The organism is Cellulomonas sp., from assembly GCF_036279715.1.
Classification (GTDB): Bacteria; Actinomycetota; Actinomycetes; order Actinomycetales; family Cellulomonadaceae; genus Cellulomonas_A.
This window is the reverse complement of the sequence record NZ_DASUIR010000037.1, coordinates 1-26,770: the sequence shown is the minus strand read 5'-3', so window position 1 is coordinate 26,770 and position 26,770 is coordinate 1. Positions and strand designations below refer to the sequence as shown.

The following is a 26,770-nucleotide window of genomic DNA, read 5'->3' as shown; positions in this document are numbered from 1 at the left end:
GGTCGCAGGCACCGCCCGCCTCGGTGCTTCGGCTACTGCACAGCAGGTCAGCGACCCGCGCCGGCCCGCCGCTTGTTGTAGACGTCGAACGCGACGGCCAGCAGCAGGACGAGGCCCTTGATAGCCTGCTGGTAGTCGATGCCGACGCCCATGATCGACATGCCGTTGTTCATGACACCGATGATCAGACCACCGATGATCGTGCCGATGACCGTGCCGACACCACCGGTCACCGCGGCACCGCCGATGAAGCAGGCCGCGATCGCGTCGAGCTCGAAGCCGGTGCCCGCCTTCGGGTTGGCCAGGTTGAGGCGGGCGGTGAAGACGATGCCCGCGAGCCCGGACAGCACGCCCATGTTGACGAAGATCCAGAAGTTGACCCACCTGACCTTGATGCCCGACAGCATCGCGGCGTTGAGGTTGCCACCGATCGAGTAGACGTGGCGACCGAACACGCTGCGCTTGGCGATCGCGGAGTACACGAGGATCAGGACGGCCAGGATGATGAGGACGATCGGCAGGCCCTTGTACTTGGCGAGCTCCCACGCGAACGCCATCGCGACGACAGCCATGAGGATGATGCGCCCGATGAACATGGGCAGCGAGTCGACGACCTGCTGGTAGGCGATGCGAGCCCGTCGGCTCCGCCACTGACTGACCGCAAAGCCAGCCACCCCGACTGCGCCGAGCACCAGCGTGAAGACGTCGACCCCGCTGCCGCCAAGCCACCCGTTGATGTAGCCCGACGCGATGTTGCGGAACGTGTCCGGGAACGGCGAGATCTGCGTGTTCCCGAGCGTGACCATCGTCGCGCCACGGAAGATGAGCATGCCCGCAAGGGTGACGATGAACGCGGGGATGCCGACGAACGCGACCCAGTACCCCTGCCACGCGCCGACGAGGGCCCCGATGACGAGCGCGCCGATGACGCCGGCCCACCAGGGCAACCCCTGGCGGACCGTCAGGACACCTGCGACAGCGCCCGTGAACGCGACCACCGAGCCGACCGAGAGGTCGATGTGCCCGGCGATGATGACGATCACCATGCCGATCGCGAGGATCAGGATGTAGGAGTTCTGCACGACGATGTTCGTGACGTTCTGCGGCGTCAGGAGGATGCCGTCGGTCAGGAAGTAGAACAGGATGATGATGGCGACGAACGCCAGGTAGATACCGCTCTGGCGAAGGTTCTTGGTGAAGAGTGACTTCACCGATTCGAGGGCGCCCATCCGGCTCAGTCCTTTACCTTGGTCATGTACTGCATGAGGGTTTCCTGGGTCGCGCGCTCGCGCGGAACCTCGCCGGTGATGCGGCCCGCGCTCATCGCGTAGATCCGGTCACACATGCCGAGCAGCTCGGGCAGCTCGGAGGAGATGAAGATGACCGCTTTGCCGGCGTCGGCCATGCGGTTGATGATCGTGTAGATCTCGTACTTCGCACCGACGTCGATACCGCGCGTCGGCTCGTCGAGGATGAGCACGTCCGGGTCGGCGAAGATCCACTTGCTCAGGACGACCTTCTGCTGGTTGCCGCCGGACAGCTTGCCGGCGATCGCGAGCACCGAGGGCGCCTTGATGTTCATGCTGACGCGGTACTCCTGCGCGACCTTCGTCTCCTCGTTGTCGTTGACCCAGCCGCGGCGGGACAGCTTGCGGAGGCCGGCGACCGAGATGTTGCGCTTGACGTCCTCGATGAGGTTGAGGCCGTACCGCTTGCGGTCCTCCGTCGCGTAGGCGATCCCGGCGTCGATCGCGTCCGAGACCGTGTGCAGGTGGACCTCCTGGCCGTCCTTGTAGACGCGGCCGGAGATGTTGGCACCGTACGCGCGGCCGAACAGGCTCATCGCGAGCTCGGTGCGGCCGGCGCCCATGAGCCCTGCCAGGCCGACGATCTCACCGCGGCGCACCGTGATGCTCGCCCCGTTGACGACGACGCGACCGTGCTGGATGGGGTGGTGCACCGTCCAGTCCTCGATGCGCAGGACCTCGGTGCCGACGTTCGACGTGTGCTCCGGGAACCGGTGCTCGAGGTCGCGACCGACCATCCCGCGGATGATCCGGTCCTCGCTGACGTCGTCGCGGACCATGTCGAGCGTCTCGATCGTCTTGCCGTCGCGGATGATCGTCGTGGAGTCGGCGATCGCCGCGATCTCGTTGAGCTTGTGGGAGATCATGATCGACGTGATCCCCTCCGCCTTCAGCTGGCGGAGCAGGTCGAGCAGGTGGGCCGAGTCGTCGTCGTTGAGCGCAGAGGTCGGCTCGTCGAGGATGAGCAGCTTGACCTCCTTGGAGAGCGCCTTGGCGATCTCCACGAGCTGCTGCTTGCCCACGCCGATGTCGGCGATGCGCGTCACGGGGTTCTCGTCGAGGCCGACGCGCTCGAGCAGCTTGGCCGCCTCGGCGTTCGTCTTGTTCCAGTCGATGAAGCCGCGCGACGACTGCTCGTTGCCCATGAAGATGTTCTCGGCGATCGAGAGCAGCGGGCTCAGCGCGAGCTCCTGGTGGATGATGACGATGCCGCGGGCCTCGCTCGCATTGATGCTGGAGAACTCGCACAGCTCGCCGTCGAAGTAGATCTCGCCCTCATAGGTGCCGTGCGGGTACACGCCCGAGAGCACCTTCATCAGCGTGGACTTGCCGGCGCCGTTCTCTCCGCAGATCGCGTGGATCTCACCACGCGCCACGGACAGGCTGACGTCCTGCAGTGCCTTCACGCCGGGAAACGTCTTGGTGATGCTGCGCATCTCCAGGAGGTCGTTGCTCATGTCCCAGCCGATCTCACTAGTTCGGGGCGGTGCTCCGCCGGCGGGGGTTCCCGCCGGCGGAGCGCCGTACTGCGATGGAAGCGCCCGAGCGTCAGCTCAGGTCGGCCTCCGTGTAGTAGCCGCCGTCGACGAGGACCTTCTTGTAGTTGTCCTTGACGATGATCTGCGAGTCGAGCAGGTAGGACGGGACGACCTTCACGCCGTTGTCGTAGGTCTTCGTGTCGGTCACCTTGGGGGTGTTCCCCTTGAGGATGGCATCGGTCATGGCAACCGTCACCTTGGCGAGCTCACGGGTGTCCTTGTAGATCGTGGAGTACTGCTCGCCCGCGATGATCGACTTGACCGAGGCCGCCTCGGCGTCCTGGCCGGTCACGATCGGCCACGGCTGGCTGGCCGTGCCGTAGCCGACGCCCTTGAGCGCGCCGAGGATGCCGATCGACAGACCGTCGTACGGGGACAGGACGCCCGAGACGAGCGAGCCGTCCGCGTACGTCGAGGTGAGCAGGTTCTCCATGCGGGACTGGGCCGTGGCCGGGTCCCAACGCAGGGTGGCGACGGTCTTGAAGTCCGTCTGGCCGCTCTTGACGACGATGACCTTCTTGTCGATGTACGGCTGCAGGATGCTCATCGCGCCGTTGAAGAAGAACGTCGCGTTGTTGTCGTCCGGCGAGCCGGCGAACAGCTCGACGTTGAGCGGGCCGGTCTTGCCCGCGTCCTTGCCGGAGGCGTCGAGGACGCCGAGCCCGGTGAGGAGCGAGGTGGCCTGCTGCACGCCGACCTTGAAGTTGTCGAAGGTCGAGTAGTAGTCGACGTTCGCCGAGTTGCGGATCAGGCGGTCGTACGCGATGACCTGGATGCCGTTGGCGTGGGCCTGCTCGAGCTGGCTCGTCAGCGCCGTGCCGTCGATCGAGGCGATGATCAGGAGCTTGGCGCCCTTGGTGATCATCGTGTCGATCTGGTTGACCTGGGTCGGGATGTCGTCCTCGGCGTACTGGAGGTCGACCTTGTAGCCGAGCGCCTCGAGCTGGGTCTTGACGTTGTTGCCGTCAGCGATCCAGCGCTCGGAGGACTTCGTCGGCATCGCGACGCCGACGAGCGCGCCTTCCGCGGCGGGGGCGGCTGCGGCGGCTGAACCGGACGTGCTCGGCTCGGCCGTCGTGCCCGCACCGCTACCGCTGCAGGCCGCGAGGCCCAGGGTGAGGGTGAATGCTGCCGCGATCGCGGCAACGTGCTTGATGCGCATAGGTGTTCTCCTCGTTGAGATTGACTGACGGCTGCATCGCCGGTCGATCGATGGTGCGGGCCCGACGTTCAGGACGTTCTGAGCGTCCAGTCGTGCGGGCCAGATTCTTAGGTTAGCGCTCACATCGGCATGTTGACCGCACAGGAGGTCACATGTCTATAACACTTGAACCCAAGTTGGTCACGGTCAGAGGCTCTGGGCGAGCCGGTAGTAGGCCGCGTTCCAGCGGACCTCCTGACGGAAGCCGCGCCGCGTCGTGTCCTTGTCGATCACGAGCAGCTCGGTCTTGGCGATCTCCGCGAAGTCCTCGAACGCGTCGACCCCGACGGCCGTCGTCAGGACCGTGTGGTGCGCCCCGCCCGCGGTCAGCCAGGCCTCGGCCGACGTCGCGAAGTCGGGCTGAGGCTTCCAGACGGCACGCGCGACGGGGAGCTTCGGGAGCGCCTCGTCGGGCGGGACGATGTCGACGACGTTGGCCGTCAGACGGAACCGGTCGCGCATGTCGGCCAGCGAGACGACGACGCCCGGGCCCGAGTCGGTGTCGAAGACCAGGCGGACCGGGTCCTCCTTGCCACCGATGCCGAGCGGGTGGATCTCGAGCGACGGCTTCGTCGCGGTCAGCGACGGGCAGACCTCGAGCATGTGCGCGCCGAGGATCTTCTCGGCACCCGGCACGAGGTTGTACGTGTAGTCCTCCATGAGCGAGGCGCCACCGGGCAGCCCGGCCCCCATGACCTTCGCGGCGCGGACGAGCACGGCCGTCTTCCAGTCGCCCTCGGCGCCGAAGCCGAAGCCCTGGGACATGAGCCGCTGGACGGCGAGGCCGGGCAGCTGGCGCAGCGCACCGAGGTCCTCGAAGTTCGTCGTGAACGCGGTCGCCCCGATCTCGCCCAGGAACGCCAGCAGCGCGAGCTCCTGACGCGCGCCGTAGCGCAGGGAGTCGTGCCGCTCGCCGCCGCGACGGAGCTCGGCGGCGACGTCGTACAGGTCCTCGTACTCCGCGACGAGCGTGTCGATGTCCGCGTCGGCGACGGCGTCCACCGCGGCGACCAGGTCGTTGACGCCCCACGTGTTGACCGAGACCCCGAAGCGCAGCTCCGCCTCGGTCTTGTCCCCCTCGGTGACCGCGACGTTGCGCATGTTGTCGCCGAACCGCGCGAGCTTGAGCTCGTGCGTCGCCGACCAGGCGGCCGCCGCACGCACCCAGGTGCCGATCGACGCGGTCACGGCCGGGTTCGAGACGTGGCCGACGACGGTCTTGCGGGCGACCCCGAGCCGGGTCTGGATGTAGCCGAACTCACGGTCGCCGTGCGCGGCCTGGTTCAGGTTCATGAAGTCCATGTCGATCGTCGACCACGGGAGCTCGACGTTGGCCTGCGTGTGCAGGTGCAACAGCGGGGTACGCAGCGCGTCGAGGCCGGCGATCCACATCTTCGCGGGCGAGAACGTGTGCATCCACGCGATGACACCGATGACCGCGTCGTCGGCGTTCGCGTCGAGCGCGGCACGGCGGATGGCCCCCGAGTCCGTCAGGACGGGCTTCCACACGACCTTGACCGGGATGTCGCCCGACGCGTCGAGCGCGCGCGCGATCTCCTGGGACTGCTCGGCGACCTGACGGAGCGTGTCCTCGCCGTAGAGGCCCTGGCTGCCGGTGAGGAACCAGACCTCGCGGTCGGCGTACGGCTTGCTCATCGCGCGTTCTCCTGATCTGCGGCGGCGTCGCCGTCGCTGGGTGGGGTGGTGCTCGTTGCTGCGCTGCCCGCTGCGGTGCTGCTCTGTCCGTAGACGTTCTGGTAGCGGTCGTACAGCGCGTCGATGTCGCTCTGCGCGATCGGCAGCGGCTCACCGAGCTGGCGGGAGATGTGCACCGTGCGCGCGACCTCCTCGACCATGACGGCCGCCTTCACCGCGGCCTTGGCGTCCTTGCCGATCGTGAACGGGCCGTGGTTGCGCATGAGCACCGCGGGGCTCCGCGAGGACCGCAGGGTCTCGACGATCCCCCGGCCGATCGAGTCGTCGCCGATGAGCGCGAACGGGCCGATCGGCACCGGGCCGCCGAACTCGTCGGCCATCATCGTCAGGACGCACGGCACGGGCTCGGCCCGCGCGGCCCAGGCGGTCGCGTAGGTGGAGTGCGTGTGCACGACGCCGCCCACCTCGGGCATGTTGCGGTACACGTAGGCGTGCGCCGCGGTGTCCGACGACGGCGCGCGGGTGCCGTCGACGAGGTTCCCGTCGAGGTCGCACACGACCATGGCCTCCGCGGTGAGCTCGTCGTAGGTCACGCCCGAGGGCTTGATGACGAACAGGTCGGGCGAGCCCGGGACGCTCACGCGCTGCGAGACGTTGCCCGCGGTCCACACCACGAGCCCCCACCGCGGCAGCTCGGCGTGCAGCGTGGCGACGACCTGACGGACGCGGTCGACCTCCGCGCGGACCTCGAACGGGTACCCGGCCAGCCCGCTGCCCCCGGTCACGCGAGCACCTCCGCCGAGACTGCAGCCATGGCTGCCTCGGTGGCCTCGGCAACAACCGTCTGCGCAGTCTCGGCGGACGTTGCTGCTCGGCGGATGGACTTGAGTCTGTGCATCACGGTGTTCTCGCCTCGGCCGAAGTAGTCGTGCAGAAGGGTGTACTCGGCGAACAGGGCGTCGTAGCGGACCGCGTTCGCCTCGATGGGGGTGTACGCCGCGACCGTGCGACGGCCCATGACCTGGGCGGCCGCGCGCACGTCGGGGTAGGCGCCGGCGGCGACGGCCGCGTGGATCGCCGAGCCGAGCGCCGGGCCCTGCTCGGACGCGATCGTCGACAGCGGCAGGCGCGTCACGTCGGCGTAGATCTGCATGAGCAGGGCGTTCTTGAGCAGCCCGCCCGCCACGACGAGCTCGGTGACCGGGACCCCCGAGGCGTTGAACGCCTCGACGATCGTGCGGGTGCCGAACGCGGTCGCCTCGAGGAGCGCGCGGTACTGGTCCTCCGGGGTGGTCGCGAGCGTCTGCCCGACGACGACCCCGGACAGCTCGTGGTCGACGAGCACCGAGCGGTTGCCCGAGTGCCAGTCGAGCGCGACGAGCCCGTGCTCGCCGATCTGCTGACGCGCGGCGAGCTCGGTGAGGTGCTCGTGCACCGAGATCCCGCGCGCTGCGGCCGCGTCGACGTACGCCGGGGGCACCGAGGTGTCGACGAACCAGCCGAAGATGTCACCGACGCCGGACTGCCCGGCCTCGTAGCCCCACAGGCCGTCGACGATCCCGCCGTCGACCGCGCCGCACATGCCGGGGACCTCGTGGAGCGAGCTGCCGTTCATGACGTGGCACGTCGAGGTGCCCATGATCGCGGTCATCTGACCGGGCTCGACGGCGCCCGCCGCGGGGGCCGTGACGTGCGCGTCGACGTTGCCGACCGCGACCGCGATGCCCTCGGGCAACCCGGTCCAGGCGGCGGCCTCGGGGGTCAGCGTGCCGGCGGCGGCGCCGAGGCTGCCGATCTCGTGCGCGAGCTTGTCGGCGACGAAGCCCGCGAAGTCGGGGTTGAGCGCCGCGAGGAACTCCTCGCTCGGGTAGGTGCCGTCCTGGTAGATGCCCTTGTACCCGGCGGTGCAGGCGTTGCGGACGTACCGGCCCGAGAGCTGCCACACGATCCAGTCGGCGGCCTCGACCCAGTGCTCGGTCGCGTCGTAGACCTCGCGGTCCTCCTCGAGGAGCTGCAGGCCCTTGGCGAACTCCCACTCGGACGAGATGAGGCCGCCGTAGCGGTTGATCCATGCCTCGCCGCGAGCGTGGGCGAGGTCGTTGATGCGGTCGGCCTGACCCTGCGCCGCGTGGTGCTTCCACAGTTTGACGTAGGCGTGCGGGCGGTCCGCGAACTGCGGCAGCTCGCTCAGCGGGGTGCCGTCGGCGGTCGTCGGGACCATCGTGCACGCGGTGAAGTCGGTGCCGATGCCGACGACGAGGCTCGGGTCGACGACGTCGGCGCCGTGCTCGGCCCGGGCGGCGGCGAGCGCCGCGGGAACAGCGGACCTGAGCACGTCGACGTAGTCGGACGGGACCTGGAGCGCCCAGTCGGGACGCAGCGCCACGGGCGTCCCGGCGTCAGCCGCGGGACCGGCGGTCAGCGTGCGGTCCATGACCGCGTGCGGGTAGGCCAGGACGGCCGAGCCGAGCTCGGCGCCGTCGTGGACCCGGATGATGACGGCCCGTCCGGAGAGCGTCCCGTAGTCGACCCCCACGACGAGGGCTCGTCGCGGATCCACCGTCGGTGCCATCGAGTCGCCGTCCCGTCGCCATCGCACGGCCCCGACGGACGTCGGCGGCCGGAGCAATGTTAACGCTCACACGGCTGGGAAAGTCAAGCCTTGCGGAGGGTACGGCTCCTCGAGCGAGCTCGCGCGGATGACCAGCGTCGTCGGGATCGGCGCCAACAGCTCGTCGACGCCCGCGAGCGCGTCCGTCAGCGCGCGGATCGCGAGCCGGCCGAGCGCGGCGAAGTCCTGGCGGACGGTCGTCAGCGGCGGGATGAAGTACGCCGAGCTCGAGATGTCGTCGAAGCCGACCACGGCCACGTCGTGCGGCACCCGCAGCCCCGCCTCCCAGAACGCCCGCAGCAGCCCGAGCGCGAGCTCGTCGTTCGCGGCGAACACGGCAGTCGGCGCGCCCTGACGTGCGAGGTCGCGGCCGACCGCGTACCCGCGCTCGGCCGTCCAGTCGCCGACGATGGGCTCGGGGAGCACGAGGCCCGCCGCGACGCACTCCGCGCGCCACCCCTCGAGCCGCTCGCGGCCGTCGAAGCAGTTGAGCGGGCCCGTGAGGTGCACGATCTCCCGGTGCCCGGCCTCGATGAGGTGCCTCGTCGCGAGCCGGGCACCCTCGAACTGCTCGACCCCGACCCATCGCAGCGACTCCGTCGGGGGCTGCACGCCGGACATCACCATCACCACAGGCACCTCGGCGTCGAACGTCTCGACGGCCGCCGACGCCTCGTCCTGCGGAGCGATGATCACGATGCCCTCGACGCCCTGGCCCATGAAGTGCTCGAGCGCGCGGTGCATGGCCTCGGAGTCGAACTGGCTGATCGTCGCGACGCTGACGAAGTACCCGATGTCACGCGCCGCCCCACCGAGAGCGACCAGCGTGCTCGTCGGGCCGTAGAGCGCGGACTCCGTCGTGACGACCCCGATGATCCCCGAGCGCCGGGTCACGAGCGCGCGGGCCGCGCTGTTGCGGCGGTAGCCGAGCTGGGCGATCGCGTCCTGGACGCGCGCGCGGGTCTCGGGACGCACGCTGTCGTGGTCGTTGAGCACGCGGGAGACGGTCTGGTGGGAGACGCCGGCGAGCGCGGCGACGTCGCTCATGGCCGGCGGGCGACGCCGCTGCGGCGCCGTGGTGGGCACGGGAACGGTGGTGGACACGCGCGGGCCTACTCGGCCGACTCGGCGGCGAGCTCGCGCGAGCGGTCGCGCGCAGCCTCGGCCGCAGCGACGAACGCCGCCCGGACGCCGTGCGCGTCGAGCTCGCGCACCCCGGCGACCGTCGTGCCGCCGGGAGACGACACCCGCTCGCGGAGGACGACGGGATGCTCGCCCGACTGCTGCGCGAGCGCCGCGGACCCCTCGACGGTCGCGACCGCGAGCCGGGTCGCGAGCTCGCGGGTGAGCCCGAGCAGCACCCCCGCCTCGGCGAGCGCGTCGATGACGTAGAAGACGTAGGCGGGTCCCGAACCGGAGATCGCGGTCACCGCGTCGAGGTCCTTCTCGGCGACGCGCACCACGAGGCCCGTCGCGCCGAGCACGCGTTCGACGAGTGCGAGGTGGTCCTCGGTCGCATGCGTCCCCGCGGCGATGGCGCTCGCGCCGTGCCCGATGACAGCCGGCGTGTTGGGCATGACGCGCACGACGGGTGTGCCCGCGGGCAGCCGCCGCTCGTAGACCGAGATCGGCACGCCCGCTGCCACGCTGACGACGAGCGTGCCCGGACGCAGCGCGGGGGCGATCTCGTCGAGCACCTGCGGCACGACCGCCGGCTTGAGCGCGATGAGGACGACGTCCGCGCGGCGAACCGCCGTGGGGTTCGTCTCGGAGGAGTTGACGCCGTACTGCTGCGACAGCTCGGTCGCGCGCGCCGCGTAGCGTTCGGTCACGTCCACGTCGTCAGCCGACCAGCCGGCCTGCAGCACCGCGGAGACGAGCGTGGCGCCCATGACACCACCACCCAGCACCGCCACGTGCCGGCCCGGCACCCCGGCAGGGCCCTCGTGCGTCGTCGTGCCCTCGTCGTCGGCCATCATGTCCTCGTCGTCGCGTGCCCGTCACCTGGAGGTGAGCCTAGCCACAGCGCGAGGCTGCCACGGCGAGATCCGGCGCGAGCTGGCCGGGGAACCCCGTGCGGCGGCGTCAGGGCGTGCGGCGGCGCAGCGTCGTCGAGCCGACCACGACGGCGAGCGTGATGAATCCCACGATCACGAGCACGTCGTCACGGACGTCCGTGAAGGTCGCGCCCACCTCGAGCCGCTGCAGGGCGTCGATGCCGTAGGTGAGCGGGAGCACGCGCGAGATCGCCTCGAGCACCGACGGCATCGCTGCGCGCGGGATGAGCAGGCCGCACGTGATGAGCTGGGGGAACAAGAACACCGGCATCATCTGCACCGCCTGGAACTCGGTGCGGGCGAGCGCCGAGGCGGCCAGGCCGAGCGTCGAGCCGAGGATCGCGTCGAGCACCGCGACGAGCATGATCAAGCCCAGCGATCCGCGGCTGTTCATGCCGAGCACCCCGACCGTGAAGGACGTCAGCACGACGGCCTGGACCACCGCGACCAGCGCGAACGCCACCGCGTAGCCCGCGATGACGTCGCCCTTGCCGATCGGGCTCGCCATGAGGCGCTCGAGGGTGCCGGACGTGCGCTCCCGCAGCGTCGCGACGCTCGTCACGATGAACATCACGATGAGCGGGAACAGCCCGAGCAGGAGCGGGCCGAACTGGTCGAGCACCGGTGTGCCCTCGAACATCCACGAGATCAGCCACAGCAGCAGGCACGGCAGCAGGAGCAGGATCGCGATCGTCCGCGGGTCGTGCCGGACCTGCGACAGCACCCGGCCCGCGGTCGCCCACGTCAGGCGCGCGCTCATCGGTCCCCCTCCGCTCGGCGGTCGCGATGGTCGACGAGCTCCAGGAACGCGTGCTCGACGTCCGGGGCGCCGGTCTCCTCGAGGAGGTCCTCGAGCGTCGCGTCGGCGATGACCTCGCCGTCGCGGAGCAGCACGAGCCGGTCGCAGCGCGTCGCCTCGTCCATCACGTGGCTCGAGACGAGCAGCGACGTCCCGCGCGCGGCGAGGCGCCCGAACAGGTCCCACAGGTCGCGGCGCAGCACCGGGTCGAGCCCGACGGTCGGCTCGTCGAGCACGAGCAGGTCGGGCGAGGCGAGCAGAGCGACCGCGAGCGACACGCGCGACCGCTCGCCGCCCGACAGCCGGTCGACCCGACGTCCGGCCATCCGGGCGAGGTCGACGTCGTCGAGCGCACGGTCCACGTCACCCGGGCCGGCGTGCGCGACGGCGGCGAAGTAGCGCAGGTTCTCGGTGATCGTCAGGTCCCCGTACACGCTGGGGGCCTGCGTCACGTAGCCGACGCGTCGGCGCAGGTCCGGGTGGCCCGCGGCCAGGCCGAGCACCTCGACCGTGCCGCCCTCGACGGTCTGGACGCCGACGATCGCGCGCATGAGCGTCGTCTTGCCGCTCCCACTCGGTCCCAGCAGCCCGACGACCTGACCGGCCGGGACCAGCAGGTCGAGGCCCGGGAGCACGACGACGCCGCGTCGGCCGCCGCGAATGACGCGCAACCCCTCGATCCGGATGGCGACGTCCGCGGCATGGTGGCCCATGCGCACACCATGGCCGCTCGACGGGGTGCGGTCAACGACGGCTCGCGGTCAGCTGGTCGGAGCCGCAGTCGGCCGAGCGCCGCCCTGACCGCCGAAGCCACCGAAGCCGCCGGTGCCCTCGCTGATCCGCTGCGCCGCGACCGAGCCGTCGGCCGCGGCCGGCCCGACGACCGTCACGGTGTCGCCGGTCGCGAGCGACGCCACGTCCGACGCGGTCGTCTTCGAGACCGTCGTGCTCGACGTCGTGGTGACCTTGACCGTCTTGCCGTCGGTCGTGGTGATCGTCAGCGTGGAGCCGTCGATCGAGGTGATCTTCCCGGACGTGAAGCCGCCGGGGCCGCCTGTGCCGTTCGGGCCCCCGGCCCGGCCGGCACCGCCCGCTCCGCCGAACGCGCGACCGTTCGCGGTGAAGCCGCCGGCGGAGTCCTGCGCGGCCGCGCTCGCCGAGGTCGCGTGGCCGACGAGCAGTCCACCCGCGAACAGCAGTGCCGCGACGACGGCCCCGGCGAGGATCGTCGTCACCGACGGTCGGCCCCCGGACGGGGTCGAGGCGCGGACCGGCTCGGCGATGGCGGCGGGCCGCTGCGCGAGGAGGTCGTCCGCCGGGATCGCCTGCGGGGGCTGCGGCGGGGTGGGCTGCAGAGGGTTCGGCTGCTGGTCGGGCGTGGTCATCGTCGTGCCTCTCGTGCTGGGGTGGGTGGGCCGTCGGACCGGCCCGGGGATCGGGTCATTCGTGTCTGAGCGCGTCGACCGGGCGCATCGTGGCGGCGCGGAAGGCGGGATACCCCCCGAAGAAGACGCCGATGCCGATCGAGACGCCCAGGGCGAGCGCGACCGACGAGCCGACGATCACGGGCGTGACGCCGAGGATCTGGAAGCGGGAGCCGATGACCGCGCCGAGGACGCCGAGCGCACCGCCGAGCAGGGACAGCAGGGTCGCCTCGGTCAGGAACTGGCCGAGGATCGCGCCGCGGGTCGCGCCGAGCGCCTTGCGGATGCCGATCTCCCGGGTCCGCTCGGTGACGGTCACGAGCATGATGTTCGTGACCCCGAGGCCGCCGACGAGCAGCGAGATGCCCGCGACCGCGGCGAGCATCGCGCGGAACGTGGAGGCGGTCGAGGTGCGCGCCGCGAGCAGCTGGGCCTGGTTGCTGATCGTGTAGGTCGCGTCCGAGGCGGTCGCGATCTTCAGGGTCGAGCTGATCACCGTGGTCGCCTCGGCCTGCGCCGTGGCGACGACGTCGGGGTCCTTCGCCTGGAGCACGATCGAGGACAGGTCGCCGTACCCCGCGATCGACTGCTGGACCCGCGTGAGCGGCGCGACCAGCACGTTGTTGGTGCTCTGCAGGCCGGTCGAGTCCTTCGCGGCCATGACCCCGTCGATGAGGTACGGCGTCGACCCGATGACGACCTTCTGCCCGACCGGGTCGGTGGCTCCGACGGCTCCCGGGGCACCGAAGAGCGTCGTGGCGAGCTCGGCGCCGATCACGACGACGCGGCGCGACTGCGTGAGGTCGTTGGCGGCGAAGGGCGTCCCCTGCGCGACCCGCGAGCTCGTCACGTCGAAGTAGTTCGCGGTCGTGCCGATGATCTGCGCGGTCGTGGACTTCTTGCCGGCCGTCACGGTCTGCGAGCTCGTGAGCTCCGGGACGACCTCCGTCAGAGCGGTCGACGTGCCCGAGTCGACCGAGGCCTGGAGCGCGTCGGCGACCGTGGTGGTGAGGTTCTGGAAGCGGATGCCGCTGCCCGCGCCCGACCGCACCGTGAGGACCGACGTGCCCAGGGAGTTGATCTGCTCCGAGACGGCCTTCGCCGAGCCGGCACCCACGCCGACGAGCAGGATGACCGAGCCCACCCCGATGAGCACACCGAGCAGCGTGAGCACCGAGCGCATCACGTTCGAGCTCATCCCGCGCAGGGCTGACCTGAGGATCTCGAGGGAGTTCACGCGAGCGCTCCTGCCTGCGTCGCCACGGCCGGGTGGACGACCGGGTCGTCCGACACGATGCGCCCGTCGCGCATCCGGACGACGCGCCTCGTGCGTGCCGCGACATCGGGCTCGTGCGTGATCAGCACGATGGTGCGACCCGTGCGGCCGAGCCGCTCGAACACGTCGAGGACCTCCTCGGTCGAGTGCGAGTCGAGGTTGCCCGTCGGCTCGTCCGCGAGGATCAGGTCGGGCGCGTTGACGAGCGAGCGCGCGACGGCGACGCGCTGCTGCTGCCCGCCGGACAGCTGGTTCGGACGGTGCTCCGCGCGCGGTGCCAGCCCGACGAGCTCGAGCGCAGCCTGCGCGCGCTCGCGTCGTTCCCTGGCGCCGACGCCCGCGTAGAGCATGGGCAGCTCGACGTTGGCTCGCGCCGACATGCTCGGGATCAGGTTGAACGACTGGAAGATGAAGCCGATCGACCGGTTCCGCACGACCGACAGCGCGCGCTCCGACAGCGACGCGACGTCGACGCCGTCGAAGAGGTACGACCCCTCGGTCGGGACGTCGAGGCAGCCGAGGATGTTCATCATCGTCGACTTGCCCGAGCCCGAGGCGCCCATGACAGCCACGAACTCGCCCGCCTCGACGACGAGGTCGACGCCGTCGACGGCCCGCACCTCGCCCTCACCCTCGCCGTACACCTTGCGCACGCCCCGGAGGTCGAGGACGGGCGGTCGCTCCGACCCGGTCATCAGCCACCGTTCCGACTGCCGATGAAGCCGCCGCCGCCCGGGAACGCGCCCGCGCCGCCGAAGCCGCCCCGGAGCTGCTGGAGGTTCGTGGTCGTCGTGCCGACAGCCGTGTCGAGGGACACCACAACCTTGTCCCCCGCCGCGACGCCCGAGAGGATCTGCGTCGTCGAGTCACCCTGGAGGCCGATCGTGACGGCAGTCGCGGTCGTCGTGCCGTCCGCCGCGACAATCCTGACCGTCCCGGTCGTCGTGCCGTCGGCCGCCGTGGTGCCGACCGTGACCGCGTTGCTCGGCAGCGTGATCGCGTCGGTCGCCTCCGCGGTCGTCACGGTGACGTCCGCCGTCTGACCGAGCCGGACCCCCGCGGGTGCGGCGTCGAGCGTGACGGTCGCGGCGTAGGTGACGACGCCGTTGGTCGTCGTGCCGGTCGGGGAGATCGAGGTGACCTTGGCCGTCGCCGACGCGCTCGGGACGGCCGGGAACGTCACCGCGGCGACCTGACCCACGCTGAGCTTGGCCGCGTCGGCCTCCGCGAACGACGCCGACGTCGTGAGGACGGTCAGGTCCGCGATCGTCACGAACCCGGTCGAGCCGCTCGATGTGGTCGACGACGCGGACGAGGTGGTCGCGCCCGTCGAGCCGCTCGACCCGCTCGACCCGCTTCCGACCGTCGAGCCGACGGTGGCGCCGACCGCCGTGACGGTGCCCGCGATCGGCGCGGTCAGCACCGCCTTGGCGACGTCGGCCTGCGCTGTCGCGAGGTCCGCCTTGGCCTGCGTCACCGCTGCCTCCGCGGTCGTCAGCTGGGACGTCGCGCTGCTGACCTGCGCCTTCGCGCTCGTGACCTGGGACGCCGTGCCCTTGGTCGTCGTCGTGCCTGTCGGGCTCGTCGTCGTGGTCGCGAGCGCGGTCTGCGCGTCGGCGAGCGACTGCTTCGCGGCCGTGAGCTGGAGGCTCGCGGTCGTGACCTGCTGCTGCGCGCTGGTCACCTTGGCCTGCGCCTGGGTGACGGCGTCGTCGAGCGGGCCGGTGTCGAGCGTCCCGAGCTGCTGGCCGACGGTCACGACGTCACCGACCGTGACGTCGACCGTCGCGACCGTCCCGGACACCGCGAACGTCGGGGACGACGTCGTCGCGGCAGCGATGTTGCCCTGCGCCGAGATCGTCGAGGACACCGTGCCGACCGTGGCCGTCGCCGTGCGGGCGGTTGCCGTGCTGGTCCCCGCCTGGGCGCTCGTGGGGTGCAGGTACCACCAGGTGCCGGCACCGGTCAGCGCGAGCACGGCGACGAGCCCCACGTTCGTCAGGGTCTTCGCTCTGCCCCTCGGGCCCTGAGCGCGCGCGCCTGTGGTCCGCTCCGCACGTGACATCCGACTCATGACGTCACCATGGCGGGGATTGCTGGGAGACGTCGCGGGAAACCTTGGTGCCACCTATGGATCTGCTGACAGTGCCGCCTCCGTCCGTGCCCCTGCCCCCGCCCAGGTCAGAGGCAGGGGCACGGGCACGGGCACGCCGGTCAGTTCTGGGTGCCGCCCGGCATCCCGAAGCCGGTCGAGCCCTCGGTGATGGCCTGGGCCGTCACCGAGCTGTCGTCGGCCGTCTGCCCGACGACCGTCACGGTGTCGCCCACCGCGAGCGCCGAGACGTCGGCGTCGGCGGTCTGCGACACGGTCGTGTCGGAGCTCGTCGTGACCTTCACGCTCGTGCCGTCGGACGTCGTGATCGTCAGCGTCGAGCCGTCGATCGACGCGATCTCGCCGGACGTGAACCCGCCAGGCCCGCCGGTCCCCGCTGCGCCGCCCGGCATGCCGTTCGCGCCGGGTCCGGTCTGGGCCGTGGTGCTCGACCCGGTGGCGTGCCCGACGAGCAGCCCGCCTGCGAACAGGACGGCCGCGCCCACGACGCCGACCAGGATCATCGTGAGCGACGGCCTGCCGCGGGGCGCCGCGGCGATCGGGGCGGACCCGGCGAGGACCGCAGGGCGCTGCGCAAGGAGGTCCTGCGCGAGGAGGTCCTCCGCGACGTCGTTCGGGGCGGGGATGCTGCTGGGGTTCGACATGGTGGTGCCTTTCGTCAGGGGGTGGTGGTGCGGGGAGGTCAGGGGTGGGCTTACTCGTGCCGCAGCGCGTCGACCGGGCGCATCGTGGCGGCGCGGAAGGCGGGGTACCCCCCGAAGAAGACGCCGATCCCGATGGACACGCCCAGGGCCAGGACGACCGACGAGCCGACGATCGCGGGTTTGACGCCGAGGATCTCGAACTGCGACCCGATGACCGCGCCGAGGACGCCGAGCGCCCCGCCGAGCAGGGACAGCAGGGTCGCCTCGGTCAGGAACTGGCCGAGGATCGCGCCGCGGGTCGCGCCGAGCGCCTTGCGGATGCCGATCTCCCGGGTCCGCTCGGTGACGGTCACGAGCATGATGTTCGTGACCCCGATGCCGCCGACGAGCAGCGAGATGCCCGCGACCGCGGCGAGCATCGCCGAGAAGGTCGACGCGGTCGACGTGCTGGCGGCCAGCAGCTGCGCCTGGTTGCTGATCGTGTAGGTCGCGTCGTCGGTGCTCGCGATCTTGAGCTCGGTGTTGATGACGGTCGTGGCCTCGGCCTCTGCCACGTCGACCGCGTCGGCGTCGGTGGCCTGGAGCACGATCGAGGACAGGTTGCCGTAGCCGGCGATCGACTGCTGGACCCGGGTCAGGGGCACGACGAGCACGTTGTTGGTGCTCTCCGTCCCGGTCGAGTCCTTCGCGGCCATGACGCCGTTCACGAGGTACGGCGTCGAGCCGACGACGACGGTCTGACCGACCGGGTCCACGTAGTCGGCGTCGCCCTGCGACCCGAACAGCGTCGTGGCCAGCTCGGCGCCGATCACCACGACCCGGCGCGACTGCGCGAGGTCGTTCGCAGAGAACGCCGTGCCCTGCGCGACCTTCGAGCTCGTCACGTCGAAGTAGTTCGCCGTCGTGCCGATGATCTGCGCGGTCGTCGACGTCGTCCCGGCCGTGATGGTCTGCGAGCTCGAGACCTCGGGGACGACCGCGATCAGCGCCGTGGCGTCGCCCGAGTCGACCGACGACTGGAGCGCGTCGGCCACCCCCGTCGTCAGGTCCTGGAAGCGGATGCCGCCGCCGGAGCCCGACCGGACCGTGAGCGTCGTCGTCCCGAGCGAGTCGATCTGGTCCGAGACGGCCTTCGCCGAGCCGGCACCCACGCCGACGAGCAGGATGACCGAGCCGACCCCGATGAGGACGCCGAGCAGGGTCAGGACCGAGCGCATCGGGTTCGACGTCATCCCCCGCAGGGACGACCGCAGGATCTCCATGGCGTTCATGCGACGTCCTCGGTGGGCATGCCGAACCCGCCGGTAGCAGGCGTCGACGGCCCGTCCGACACGACGCGTCCGTCGCGCATCCGGACGACGCGACGCGTGCGGGCGGCGACGTCCGGCTCGTGGGTGATCAGGACGATCGTGCGACCCATGGTCCCGAGGCGCTCGAACACGTCGAGGACCTCCTCGGTCGAGCGCGAGTCGAGGTTGCCCGTCGGCTCGTCCGCGAGGATGAGCGCCGGCGCGTTGACCAGCGCGCGCGCCACCGCGACGCGCTGCTGCTGGCCGCCCGAGAGCTGGTTCGGCCGGTGGCCCGCCCGCGGCGCGAGCCCGACGAGCTCGAGCGCGGCCTGTGCGCGGTCGCGGCGCTCACCGGCACCCACCCCGGCGTACAGCATCGGCAGCTCGACGTTCGCGCGGGCCGACATGCTCGGGATGAGGTTGAACGACTGGAAGATGAAGCCGATCGACCGGTTGCGCACCGCGGAGAGCTGCCTCTCGCTGAGCGTGGACACGTCGGTCCCGTCGAGCCGGTAGGTGCCCTCGGTGGGGATGTCGAGGCAGCCGAGGATGTTCATCATCGTCGACTTGCCCGAGCCCGAGGCGCCCATGACGGCCACGAGCTCGCCGGTCTCGACCACGAGGTCGACACCGTCGACGGCCCGCACCTCGCCCGCACCCTCGCCGTACACCTTGTGGATCCCGCGCAGCTCGAGGACCGGGGGACGCTGGGAGGCGGTCATCCGTTGCTACCCGGCCCGCCCGGGAAGCCACCGGCGGGCATCTGCCCGCCGCCGCCGAACTGCGAGGTGGTGGTGGTCGTCGTCGTGCCGACCGCGGTGTCGAGCGAGACCACGACGGTGTCGCCCTCGGCCACGCCCGACACGATCTGGGTGGTCGTGTCGCCCTGCACCCCGATCGTCACGGTCGTCACGGTCGTCGTGCCGTCGGCGGCACGCAGGCTCACGGTCCCGGTCGTCGTGCCGTCGGCCGCCGTCGTGCCGACCGCCACGGCGTTGCTCGGCAGCGTGATCGCGTCGGTCGCCTGCGCGGTCGTCACGGTGACGTCGGCGGTCTGACCGAGCCGCACCCCGGCGGGCGCCGAGTCGAGAGTGATCGTCGCGGCATACGTCACGACGCTGTTGGTCGCGGTGCCGGTCGGCGAGATCGAGGTGACCTTCGCGGTGGCGGTCGCGCCGTCGACCGCGGGGAACGTCACGGCGGCGACCTGCCCGACGCTCAGCTGGGCCGCGTCGGCCTCCGCGAACGACGCCGAGCTCGTCAGCACCGTCATGTCCGCGATCGTCACGAACCCGCTCGAGGTGGTCGACGACGTGGTCGCGGTCGTGGCCGTGCCTGCCGAGGTCCCGCTCGCCGCGCTGCTCGACGAGCCCCCGCTGACCGTCGATCCGGCCGTGCCGGTGACCGCGGTGACCGTACCGGCGATCGGCGCGGTCAGCACCGCCTTGGCGACGTTCGCCTTGGCCGTCGCGAGGTCCGTGGTGGCCTGCGTCACCGCAGCCTGCGCCGTCGTCACCTGCGCGGCGGCGTTGTTGACCTGCGCCTTGGCGCTCGTGACCTGCGACGCGCTGCCCTTGCTCGTCGTCGTCGACACGCCCGTGCTCGGGTCGGTCGTCGTCGTGGTCGTCGCGAGCGCCGCCTGCGCCTCCGACAACGACTGCTGGGCGGCCGTCAGCTGGAGGCCCGCCGTCGTGACCTGCGCCTTCGCGCTCGTCACCTGCGCCTGCGCCTGCGTGACGGCGTCGTCGAGGTCGCTCGTGTCGAGCGTCCCGAGCTGCTGCCCGACCGTCACGACGTCACCGACCGTGACATCGACCGTCGCGACGGTCCCCGACACCGCGAACGAGGGGGAGGCCGTCGTCGCGGCCGCGATGCTGCCCTGCGCCGAGATGGTCGTGGACACCGTCCCGACGGTCGCGGTCGCGGTGCGCACGGTCGCGCTGCTGTCGGCCTGCGCGGACGAGGGGTGCAGGAACCACCATGTCCCGCCGGCGGTGAGTGCGAGCGCTCCCACCAGGAAGCTGTTGATGAGGAGCTTCGTACGGCGGGACCTTCCGCGCGCACCGCCTCGGTCTGTTCGCGTCTTTCGGCTCATGCCCCGAAGACTCCCGGCGGGGGCTGGGACCCGCGCCAGCGGACCCTATGGCCCGCCTGTGAATCAGACCGGGGCCAGCAGCCCGTCCAGGACGAGCCCGCGCACCGACGGGACGACGTCGGCCGCGACCTCAGCGGTTCCGACCTCGAGCAACTCTCCGAGCGCCCCCACGAGCCGCCCGACGGTCAGCTCGCCGTCGCACGCGCCGACGAACCCCGCGAGCGCCGTGCCCGCCCGGACCGTCCGACCGAACCCGCGGCCCTGACGCAGCAGCACGACGGTCGGGTCGGCGTCCCCGGGAGTCAGGTAGCGCTCCTCGGTGACGTCGCCCGCGACGACGAGACGTTCGCGTGCGAGCGCGCCGTCGTCCCGCGCGGCAAGCCAGTCGTGGGCCGCGATCGTCGCCGCGACGACGGGTCCGAGCGGCTGGCGCACCGAGCCCGTGACCTCCTCGAGCCGGCGCAGCGTCGCCGCACCCGAGACAGGCCGCCGCAGGGTGACGATCCCGAAGCCGATCGCCTCGACGTCCCGCGACGCGAAGTCGTCGAGCCACGCGCCGTAGCGCCCCGCCCACGCCGGCCTGTCACGGTCCGGGGTCGTGCCGCCGTCGCGGATCCACGTCTCGGCGTACTGCGCCGGGTCCTGCAGCTCGCGCTGCACGACCCAGCCGTCGAGGCCCGACTCGTCGAGCCACTCCCCCACACGCTCGTGCCACTCCTCGCCGCGACGGACCTCCCAGTTGCCGAGCAGCTGCGCGACCCCGCCGGGGGCGAGCACCGCGCCGACGCCGGTGACGAGCTCGCGCACGATCGCGTCGCCCGCGCGACCCCCGTCGCGGTACTCGTAGGACGGGACCCCGGCGACCCGCGGGGTGATGACGAACGGCGGGTTGGAGACGACGAGGTCGAACAGCTCCTCGCCCGCACCGAGGACCGGCTCGAGCATCGAACCTGCGCGCAGCTCGAACCGGTCGGGGCCGATCTGCGCGAGCTCGGCGTTGAACCGAGCGAACGCCAGAGCCCGGCGGGAGATGTCCGTGCCGACCACCGTGGCGGCATGCCGGCTCGCGTGCAGCGCCTGGATGCCGCAGCCCGTGCCGAGGTCGAGCACGCGCCGGCGCGGGTCCCGGACGGTGACCTGCGCGAGCGTCGTCGACGCGCCGCCGACGCCGAGGACGTGGTCGGTCCGCAGCGCGCGGCCCGTCGCGAGCTCGCCGAGGTCGGACGCGATCCACCAGTCGACCGCGCCGGACCCGTCGCGACGCTCGCCGGCGGCGGGGTCGAGGCCGTCGACGGCCTCGTAGGGGCGCAGGTCGACGCGCGCCCGGACGGCGTCGTCGGGCCCGGCGCCTGCGGCCGCGACCAGCCCGAGGCGTTCGGCACCCGCGACGCCGAGGGTCGCGAACGCCCGCTCGAGCGCTGCGCGCGGCACCTCGACGCCGAGGACGAACGCCCGGACGAGCGCCGCACGTGGATCGGTGCGGAGACCCGCGACGTCGGCGGTCACCCGGAGCGCCGGGACGGCCTCCTCGCGGTGCAGCGCGGCGGACGCCACCGGTCCGAGCAGGTCCTCCACACCGTCGACGGTGTAGCCCGCGTCGGCGAGGTCGCGGCGCAGGGCGTCGAGCAGCGCGCGGTCGGGGCGGGGGGTGTCGGCCGGTTCGGTCACCGGACCATCCTGCCGTCTCGCGGCCTGCCGCAGCGCACGGTGCCGCAGCGCACGGTCAGTGGGGCAGCGCGAGGTCGACGACGACCGGTCGATGGTCGCTGCCACGCTCGGCGGCCGGCCCCGACGGCACGCGAGACGCGACGACGCGCAACCCGTCGCTCACGAGGACCACGTCGATGCGTTGACCGGGCCGCAGCGCGTTGAAGGTGGGGACCGGATCCTTCGCGGCGGCATCGCGGAGGTGCACGCCGAACCGCGCCCAGGCGGGACCGTCCGGAATCTCGTTGAGGTCGCCGACGACGACGCACTGCCCGCCCGCGTCGAGCCGCGCCCGGACGTCCGTCAGGATGCGGGTCACGTGCCGCGCGCGCTCGGCCGGGTCGAGCGACAGGTGCACGACGACGACCTGCACGCCCGCGATCGTGGCGCGCGCATACCCGCGCGGGATCGGCAGCGCGACCAGCTCCCGCCGCCCGAGCACGGGGAGCGGGACCGCAGCGGCGGCCTCGACCGCGCCGGCGCAGCGGTCGGCAACGAGCAGCGCCGTCGTGCGAGCGCCGCGCCCCGAGACGACCGGCCGCATCCCGACCGAGGCCGCGAACCGCCGCAGGCGTCGCGCGCCGACCGGTCCGCGCGGCGGTTCCTGGATCCCCAGCACGTCAGGGTCGGCATCAACGACAACCTGCCCGGCGGCATCGGCGTCGACCGACAGGGCCTTGACGTTGTAGGTCATGAGGCGGAGTCGCTCGGAGCCGGGCACGCCTTCGAGTGTCGCGTGCGGCTGCGCGCCGCGCGCGGTGAGCCGCGGGACGCCGCGCCCCCTCAGGGGATGAGCGCGGCGATCTCCAGCTCGAGTCGTCCCTCCCGGTCGACGCGCGCAGCCCGGAAACGCGACGCGATGACGGCGCCGAACGCGACGCACGCCGCGAGGAGCGCGATCCCGATCCGGACGACGTGGTTGCCACCGTCACCGACGCTCACCGCGACGATCGCCGGCGCGATCAGCAGGGCCACGAGGTTCATGACCTTGATCAGCGGGTTGATCGCCGGCCCGGCGGTGTCCTTGAACGGGTCGCCGACCGTGTCGCCGATGACGACCGCCGCGTGCGCCGGGGAGTTCTTGCCGCCGAAGCTGCCGTCCTCGACGATCTTCTTCGCGTTGTCCCACGCGCCGCCCGAGTTGGCGAGGAACACGGCCATGAGCACGCCCGTCGCGATGGCTCCGGCGAGGAACCCGGCAAGGGGCCCGACGCCGAGCCCGAAGCCCACGGCGATCGGTGCGAACGCCGCAAGGAGGCCGGGCGTCGCGAGCTCACGCAGCGAGTCGCGCGTGCAGATGTCGACGACCCGTGCGTACTCGGGCCGGACCTCGCCCGTCATGATGCCCGGGTTCTCGCGGAACTGGCGGCGCACCTCGAACACGATCGCACCGGCCGCTCGCGTCACCGCATCGATCGCGAGGCCAGAGAACAGGAAGACGGTCGCGCCGCCGAGGATCACGCCGACGAGGGTGATCGGGGAGATGACCGAGTAGGTCATCATCGCCTTGACGATGTCGGCCGTGCCGGCGACGTCCCCCGCCTGGCTGATGGCCGTGGTGACCGCCTGGGAGTAGGACCCGAACAGCGCGGTCGCAGCGAGGACGGCCGTCGCGATCGCGATGCCCTTGGTGACGGCCTTGGTCGTGTTCCCCACGGCGTCGAGGTCGGTGAGGATCTGGGCACCGGCCGGGCTGACGTCGCCCGACATCTCGGCGATGCCCTGCGCGTTGTCGCTCACCGGGCCGAACGTGTCCATCGCGACGATGACGCCCACCGTCGTGAGCAGCCCGCACCCCGCGAGCGCGACGAGGAACAGGGCGAGCGGGACCGAGCCGCCGGAGATGAGGAACACCCCGCAGATCGCGGCCGCGATGATGCCCGCGGTGTAGACGGCCGACTCGAAGCCGATCCCGATCCCGGAGAGCACGACGGTCGCGGCGCCCGTGAGCGACGTCCGGGCGACGTGCATCGTGGGCTTCGACGTCGTGCCCGTGAAGTAGCCCGTGACCCACAGGATGATGCCGGCGAGCAGGACGCCGATGAGGACCGCGGTCGCGGCGATGAGACGCGGGTCGCCGCCGTGGGTCTCGATCCCGGCGGTGCCGCCGGTGAGCTCTCTGAACGACGACGGCAGGTACACGAACGCGGCGACGGCGGCGAGCAGGACGCCGATCAGCGCGGACGTGTAGAAGCCGCGGTTGATCGCCGTCAGCCCGCTCTCGGTGCCGCGGATGCGCGTGATGACGACGCCGAGGATCGCGACGAACGCCCCGACCGCGGTCACGATGAGCGGGAAGACGAGGCCGCGCTCGCCGAACGCCGCCTTGCCGAGGATGAGGGCGGCGACGAGCGTCACCGCGTAGGACTCGAACAGGTCAGCGGCCATGCCCGCGCAGTCCCCGACGTTGTCGCCCACGTTGTCCGCGATGGTCGCGGCGTTGCGCGGGTCGTCCTCGGGGATGCCCTGCTCGACCTTGCCGACCAGGTCCGCGCCGACGTCGGCCGCCTTCGTGAAGATCCCGCCGCCGACCCGCATGAACATCGCCAGCAGGGCCGCGCCGAAGCCGAATCCCTCGAGGACCGCGGGGGCGTCGCCCCGGTAGATCAGCACGACCGACGTGGCCCCGAGCAGTCCGAGGCCGACGACCGACATCCCGACGACGCCGCCGGTGCGGAACGCGATGCGCGCACCCGCCGCCCGGCCGTCAGCCTCGGACGCCGCCGCGGCGACCCGCACGTTCGCCCGCGTCGCGAGCCACATGCCGAGGTAGCCGATGCTCGCGGAGAAACCCGCGCCCAGCAGGAAGAACAGCGAGCGACCGACCCGGATCCCGGTGTCCCCCGGAAGCAGGAACAGCAGACCGAAGACCACGGCCGCGAACACCGCCAGGGTCCGGAACTGCCGTGACAGGTAGGCGGAGGCGCCCTCCTGGACTGCCGTCGCGATGTCCTGCATGGCCGGCGTCCCCTCGCCCGCCGCGAGGACCTGGCGCCGCAGCACCAGCGCGACGACCAGCGATGCGACCGCGATCGCCGCGATGACCCCGACGATCGTGAGGCTCGTCGTTCCGACAGTGAGCATGCGACCTCCCCGTCACCGGCGCAGACCCCGGACTGCGCCACACCGTTCGGCGTCGTTGCCGTGCGGACGGGCCCACCATATCCAGATCGGACCAACGTTCCGGACCTCAGGGTCGTCATGATGAGTGAGCGTGCGACCTCGCGCGCCGATCGGACTCGGCCGCGGAGGCGCAGTGTCGGACTGGGAGCACGTGCTCGACGCGTTGGTGCGCGAGCGCGGTCCAGCGCTCGTGCGGTACGCCGCGCTCCTCACGGGCAACCTCGGTGACGCCGACGACCTGGTCCAGGAGGCGCTCGTCCGTTCGTTCAGCCAGGGGCGCCCGCTCCGGGAGACGCTGGCTGCCGAGAGCTACGTGCGGCGCGCGATCCTGTCGATCTTTCTCGACGGCTACCGTCGCCGTCGCCGTTGGGCGGGGGTGCGGCACCTGCTCGCGCGGCCCGACGACGCCGAGGGCCCCGAGGTCGCGGCGTCGAGCCGCATCGACGTGCAGTCCGCGCTCCTCACCCTGCGGCCGCGGCTGCGCGCGTGCATCGTCCTGCGCTTCTACGACGACCTCACGGTGCCCGAGATCGCCCGCCGGCTCGGGCTGTCCGACGGCACCGTCAAGCGGTACCTGTCCGACGCGATCGACGCGCTCGAGGACGTGCTCGGACCGCTTCCCCAGGCCCACACCGACGACGTCACCCTCATCCACACCGGGAGCCGGCGATGACCATCGATCTCGCGCGCACGCTGCACGACGCCGTCGACGGCACCGGCACGACCTACCTGCTCGGGCACGCGGGGCCCCAGCAGGACACCGTCGCGGAGACGGTCGGGCACCTGGCCACGCGCATCAGGACGCGGCGCGCGGTCCGGGCAGGGACGCGGGCCGGGGTGGGGCTGGTGACGGTCGGGGCGATCGCGGCCTTCGGTGGACAGCTCGTCGGTCGCAGGGGCGCCGACGACCTGTTGCCCGCAGCCGTGCCGGGCGCTGCACCGGGCACCTGCGGGTCGTCGGTCGCGGACCTCGTCGCGACCGGCGGCGCGGACTGGACGGCCTCGCTCGTCTTCGTGGGCAACGGGTCAGGGTTGGTCGCCGCCGACGTGCCGCTCGGCCCCTTCGTCGGGCGTCACCTCCCAGCGTTCTCCAGCCTGCCCACCGCGACCGACGCGGCGGGCGGCGCGGGAGCCACCGTCTCCGCTTCCCCTGACGGGACCACCCAGATCGTCGTCGCTCACGACGGCACCGTGGTCGCCGTGCTACCCGTCTCGCAGGAGCTACCGATGGTCGTGACGGACCGGCAGGCCGGATTCGCGCTCCCCGTCGGGGGCGGGTCGGTTCCAGATCTCGTGACCTGTGCAACGGGCAGGTCCGCGGGCGGCGAGGACCTGCCCGCTGGGACCTACAGCGCGTACACCGTGGCCCAGCACCCTGACGCGTCGGTGCCCGGCGGCGTCGCCCGGGCCGTCGGCGCGCGGATCCCGCTGACACTCCTGCCGACCGCACCGCCGATGTCAGGCCTGCCCGCTGCGTTCCCCGCCGACGTGCCGATCATCGGCGGGCGGCTCGTCGAGGCGACGCAGCTCGACGGCAGCCTCGCCTCCGGCTGGATCGTGACGGTCGCCGTCGACGGCACCGACGGGTTCACGCGTGCCGTCGACGCCCTGGACCAGTACTCGCCGACGTGGCGGGCGATCAGCAGCACGGCGTCGCCCGACGACTCCGTCGGGGCCATCATCGGCCGGTGGGACGTCACTGTCCGCTCGGGCCTGACCGCCGACGGGCAGTCGACGGTGATCTACCGGCTCACCCCGATGTAGTCCGCGTCGGCTCTGCCGGGCAGCTGATCAGTTGTCGAGCGCCGCGTCGACCGTCTCGTGGATCGTGAACACCTGCGTCAGGGCGGTGATCCGGAAGACCTTGAGCAGCCGCTCGGAGTCGATCACGAGCTGCAGGCGACCGTCGCGCCCGCGCACCTTCTTCAGC

General features: G+C 71.7%; 23 protein-coding genes. 2 read left to right on the top strand and 21 right to left on the bottom strand.

The window, feature by feature from the left end:
- Positions 1–47: 47 nt before the first annotated feature.
- The 21 genes from mmsB to VFW79_RS04080 all read right to left on the bottom strand — a co-directional run bounded on the left by mmsB (position 48) and on the right by VFW79_RS04080 (position 24,801).
- Positions 48–1,229, bottom strand: a complete 1,182-nt coding sequence (mmsB, locus tag VFW79_RS04180) for a multiple monosaccharide ABC transporter permease (protein ID WP_329676059.1) — start codon at positions 1,227–1,229, stop codon at positions 48–50.
- Between the two features lie 5 nt (positions 1,230–1,234).
- On the bottom strand, positions 1,235–2,764 hold the full coding sequence (gene mmsA / locus VFW79_RS04175; protein ID WP_329676058.1) for a multiple monosaccharide ABC transporter ATP-binding protein: 1,530 nt from the start codon (positions 2,762–2,764) through the stop codon (positions 1,235–1,237).
- A gap of 91 nt (positions 2,765–2,855) precedes the next feature.
- Positions 2,856–4,007 carry a multiple monosaccharide ABC transporter substrate-binding protein gene (gene chvE / locus VFW79_RS04170; RefSeq protein ID WP_329676057.1) on the bottom strand — a complete coding sequence of 384 codons (1,152 nt, stop codon included), beginning with the start codon at positions 4,005–4,007 and terminating at the stop codon, positions 2,856–2,858.
- A 186-nt stretch (positions 4,008–4,193) separates the two neighbouring features.
- Positions 4,194–5,702 carry an L-arabinose isomerase gene (gene araA / locus VFW79_RS04165; RefSeq protein WP_329676056.1) on the bottom strand — a complete coding sequence of 503 codons (1,509 nt, stop codon included), beginning with the start codon at positions 5,700–5,702 and terminating at the stop codon, positions 4,194–4,196.
- Positions 5,699–6,487 carry an L-ribulose-5-phosphate 4-epimerase gene (locus VFW79_RS04160; protein WP_329676055.1) on the bottom strand — a complete coding sequence of 263 codons (789 nt, stop codon included), beginning with the start codon at positions 6,485–6,487 and terminating at the stop codon, positions 5,699–5,701. The genes araA and VFW79_RS04160 overlap by 4 nt, the downstream gene beginning before the upstream one ends.
- A complete protein-coding gene (gene araB / locus VFW79_RS04155) occupies positions 6,484–8,274 on the bottom strand; it encodes a ribulokinase (RefSeq protein ID WP_329676054.1) in 1,791 nt (596 codons plus the stop codon). Before araB ends, VFW79_RS04160 begins: the two co-directional genes overlap by 4 nt.
- Before the next feature lie 66 nt (positions 8,275–8,340).
- A complete protein-coding gene (locus VFW79_RS04150) occupies positions 8,341–9,417 on the bottom strand; it encodes a LacI family DNA-binding transcriptional regulator (protein ID WP_329676053.1) in 1,077 nt (358 codons plus the stop codon).
- A gap of 8 nt (positions 9,418–9,425) precedes the next feature.
- A complete protein-coding gene (proC, locus tag VFW79_RS04145) occupies positions 9,426–10,289 on the bottom strand; it encodes a pyrroline-5-carboxylate reductase (protein ID WP_329676052.1) in 864 nt (287 codons plus the stop codon).
- Positions 10,290–10,398: 109 nt separating this feature from the next.
- Complete coding sequence (locus tag VFW79_RS04140) at positions 10,399–11,130, bottom strand: ABC transporter permease (protein WP_329676051.1); 732 nt, start codon at positions 11,128–11,130, stop codon at positions 10,399–10,401.
- The gene (locus VFW79_RS04135) at positions 11,127–11,882 is read right to left on the bottom strand and encodes an ABC transporter ATP-binding protein (protein ID WP_329676050.1); all 756 of its coding nucleotides are present in this window, start codon (positions 11,880–11,882) and stop codon (positions 11,127–11,129) included. Before VFW79_RS04135 ends, VFW79_RS04140 begins: the two co-directional genes overlap by 4 nt.
- A 48-nt stretch (positions 11,883–11,930) precedes the next feature.
- Positions 11,931–12,554, bottom strand: a complete 624-nt coding sequence (locus VFW79_RS04130; RefSeq protein WP_329676049.1) for a DUF5666 domain-containing protein — start codon at positions 12,552–12,554, stop codon at positions 11,931–11,933.
- A gap of 55 nt (positions 12,555–12,609) precedes the next feature.
- On the bottom strand, positions 12,610–13,830 hold the full coding sequence (locus tag VFW79_RS04125) for an ABC transporter permease (RefSeq protein ID WP_329676048.1): 1,221 nt from the start codon (positions 13,828–13,830) through the stop codon (positions 12,610–12,612).
- On the bottom strand, positions 13,827–14,564 hold the full coding sequence (locus tag VFW79_RS04120; protein ID WP_329676047.1) for an ABC transporter ATP-binding protein: 738 nt from the start codon (positions 14,562–14,564) through the stop codon (positions 13,827–13,829). Before VFW79_RS04120 ends, VFW79_RS04125 begins: the two co-directional genes overlap by 4 nt.
- Complete coding sequence (locus tag VFW79_RS04115) at positions 14,564–15,862, bottom strand: efflux RND transporter periplasmic adaptor subunit (RefSeq protein WP_329676046.1); 1,299 nt, start codon at positions 15,860–15,862, stop codon at positions 14,564–14,566. The genes VFW79_RS04120 and VFW79_RS04115 overlap by 1 nt, the downstream gene beginning before the upstream one ends.
- A 221-nt stretch (positions 15,863–16,083) precedes the next feature.
- Positions 16,084–16,626 carry a DUF5666 domain-containing protein gene (locus tag VFW79_RS04110; RefSeq protein ID WP_329676045.1) on the bottom strand — a complete coding sequence of 181 codons (543 nt, stop codon included), beginning with the start codon at positions 16,624–16,626 and terminating at the stop codon, positions 16,084–16,086.
- Positions 16,627–16,676: 50 nt separating this feature from the next.
- Entirely contained in the window at positions 16,677–17,897 is a 1,221-nt protein-coding gene (locus VFW79_RS04105) for an ABC transporter permease (protein WP_329676044.1), read from the bottom strand.
- Positions 17,894–18,637, bottom strand: a complete 744-nt coding sequence (locus tag VFW79_RS04100) for an ABC transporter ATP-binding protein (protein ID WP_329676043.1) — start codon at positions 18,635–18,637, stop codon at positions 17,894–17,896. The genes VFW79_RS04105 and VFW79_RS04100 overlap by 4 nt, the downstream gene beginning before the upstream one ends.
- Complete coding sequence (locus VFW79_RS04095) at positions 18,634–20,010, bottom strand: efflux RND transporter periplasmic adaptor subunit (protein WP_329676042.1); 1,377 nt, start codon at positions 20,008–20,010, stop codon at positions 18,634–18,636. Before VFW79_RS04095 ends, VFW79_RS04100 begins: the two co-directional genes overlap by 4 nt.
- A 63-nt stretch (positions 20,011–20,073) precedes the next feature.
- The gene (locus VFW79_RS04090; protein WP_329676041.1) at positions 20,074–21,678 is read right to left on the bottom strand and encodes a DUF7059 domain-containing protein; all 1,605 of its coding nucleotides are present in this window, start codon (positions 21,676–21,678) and stop codon (positions 20,074–20,076) included.
- Positions 21,679–21,733: 55 nt separating this feature from the next.
- Complete coding sequence (locus VFW79_RS04085; RefSeq protein WP_329676040.1) at positions 21,734–22,438, bottom strand: endonuclease/exonuclease/phosphatase family protein; 705 nt, start codon at positions 22,436–22,438, stop codon at positions 21,734–21,736.
- A 62-nt stretch (positions 22,439–22,500) separates the two neighbouring features.
- On the bottom strand, positions 22,501–24,801 hold the full coding sequence (locus tag VFW79_RS04080; protein ID WP_329676039.1) for a sodium-translocating pyrophosphatase: 2,301 nt from the start codon (positions 24,799–24,801) through the stop codon (positions 22,501–22,503).
- A gap of 172 nt (positions 24,802–24,973) precedes the next feature.
- Here VFW79_RS04080 and VFW79_RS04075 point away from each other — a divergent pair, with 172 nt between their 5' ends.
- The gene (locus VFW79_RS04075) at positions 24,974–25,513 is read left to right on the top strand and encodes a sigma-70 family RNA polymerase sigma factor (protein WP_329676038.1); all 540 of its coding nucleotides are present in this window, start codon (positions 24,974–24,976) and stop codon (positions 25,511–25,513) included.
- Positions 25,510–26,604, top strand: coding sequence for a hypothetical protein (locus VFW79_RS04070; RefSeq protein WP_329676037.1), 1,095 nt, complete (start codon positions 25,510–25,512; stop codon positions 26,602–26,604). Before VFW79_RS04075 ends, VFW79_RS04070 begins: the two co-directional genes overlap by 4 nt.
- Positions 26,605–26,770: the final 166 nt, after the last annotated feature.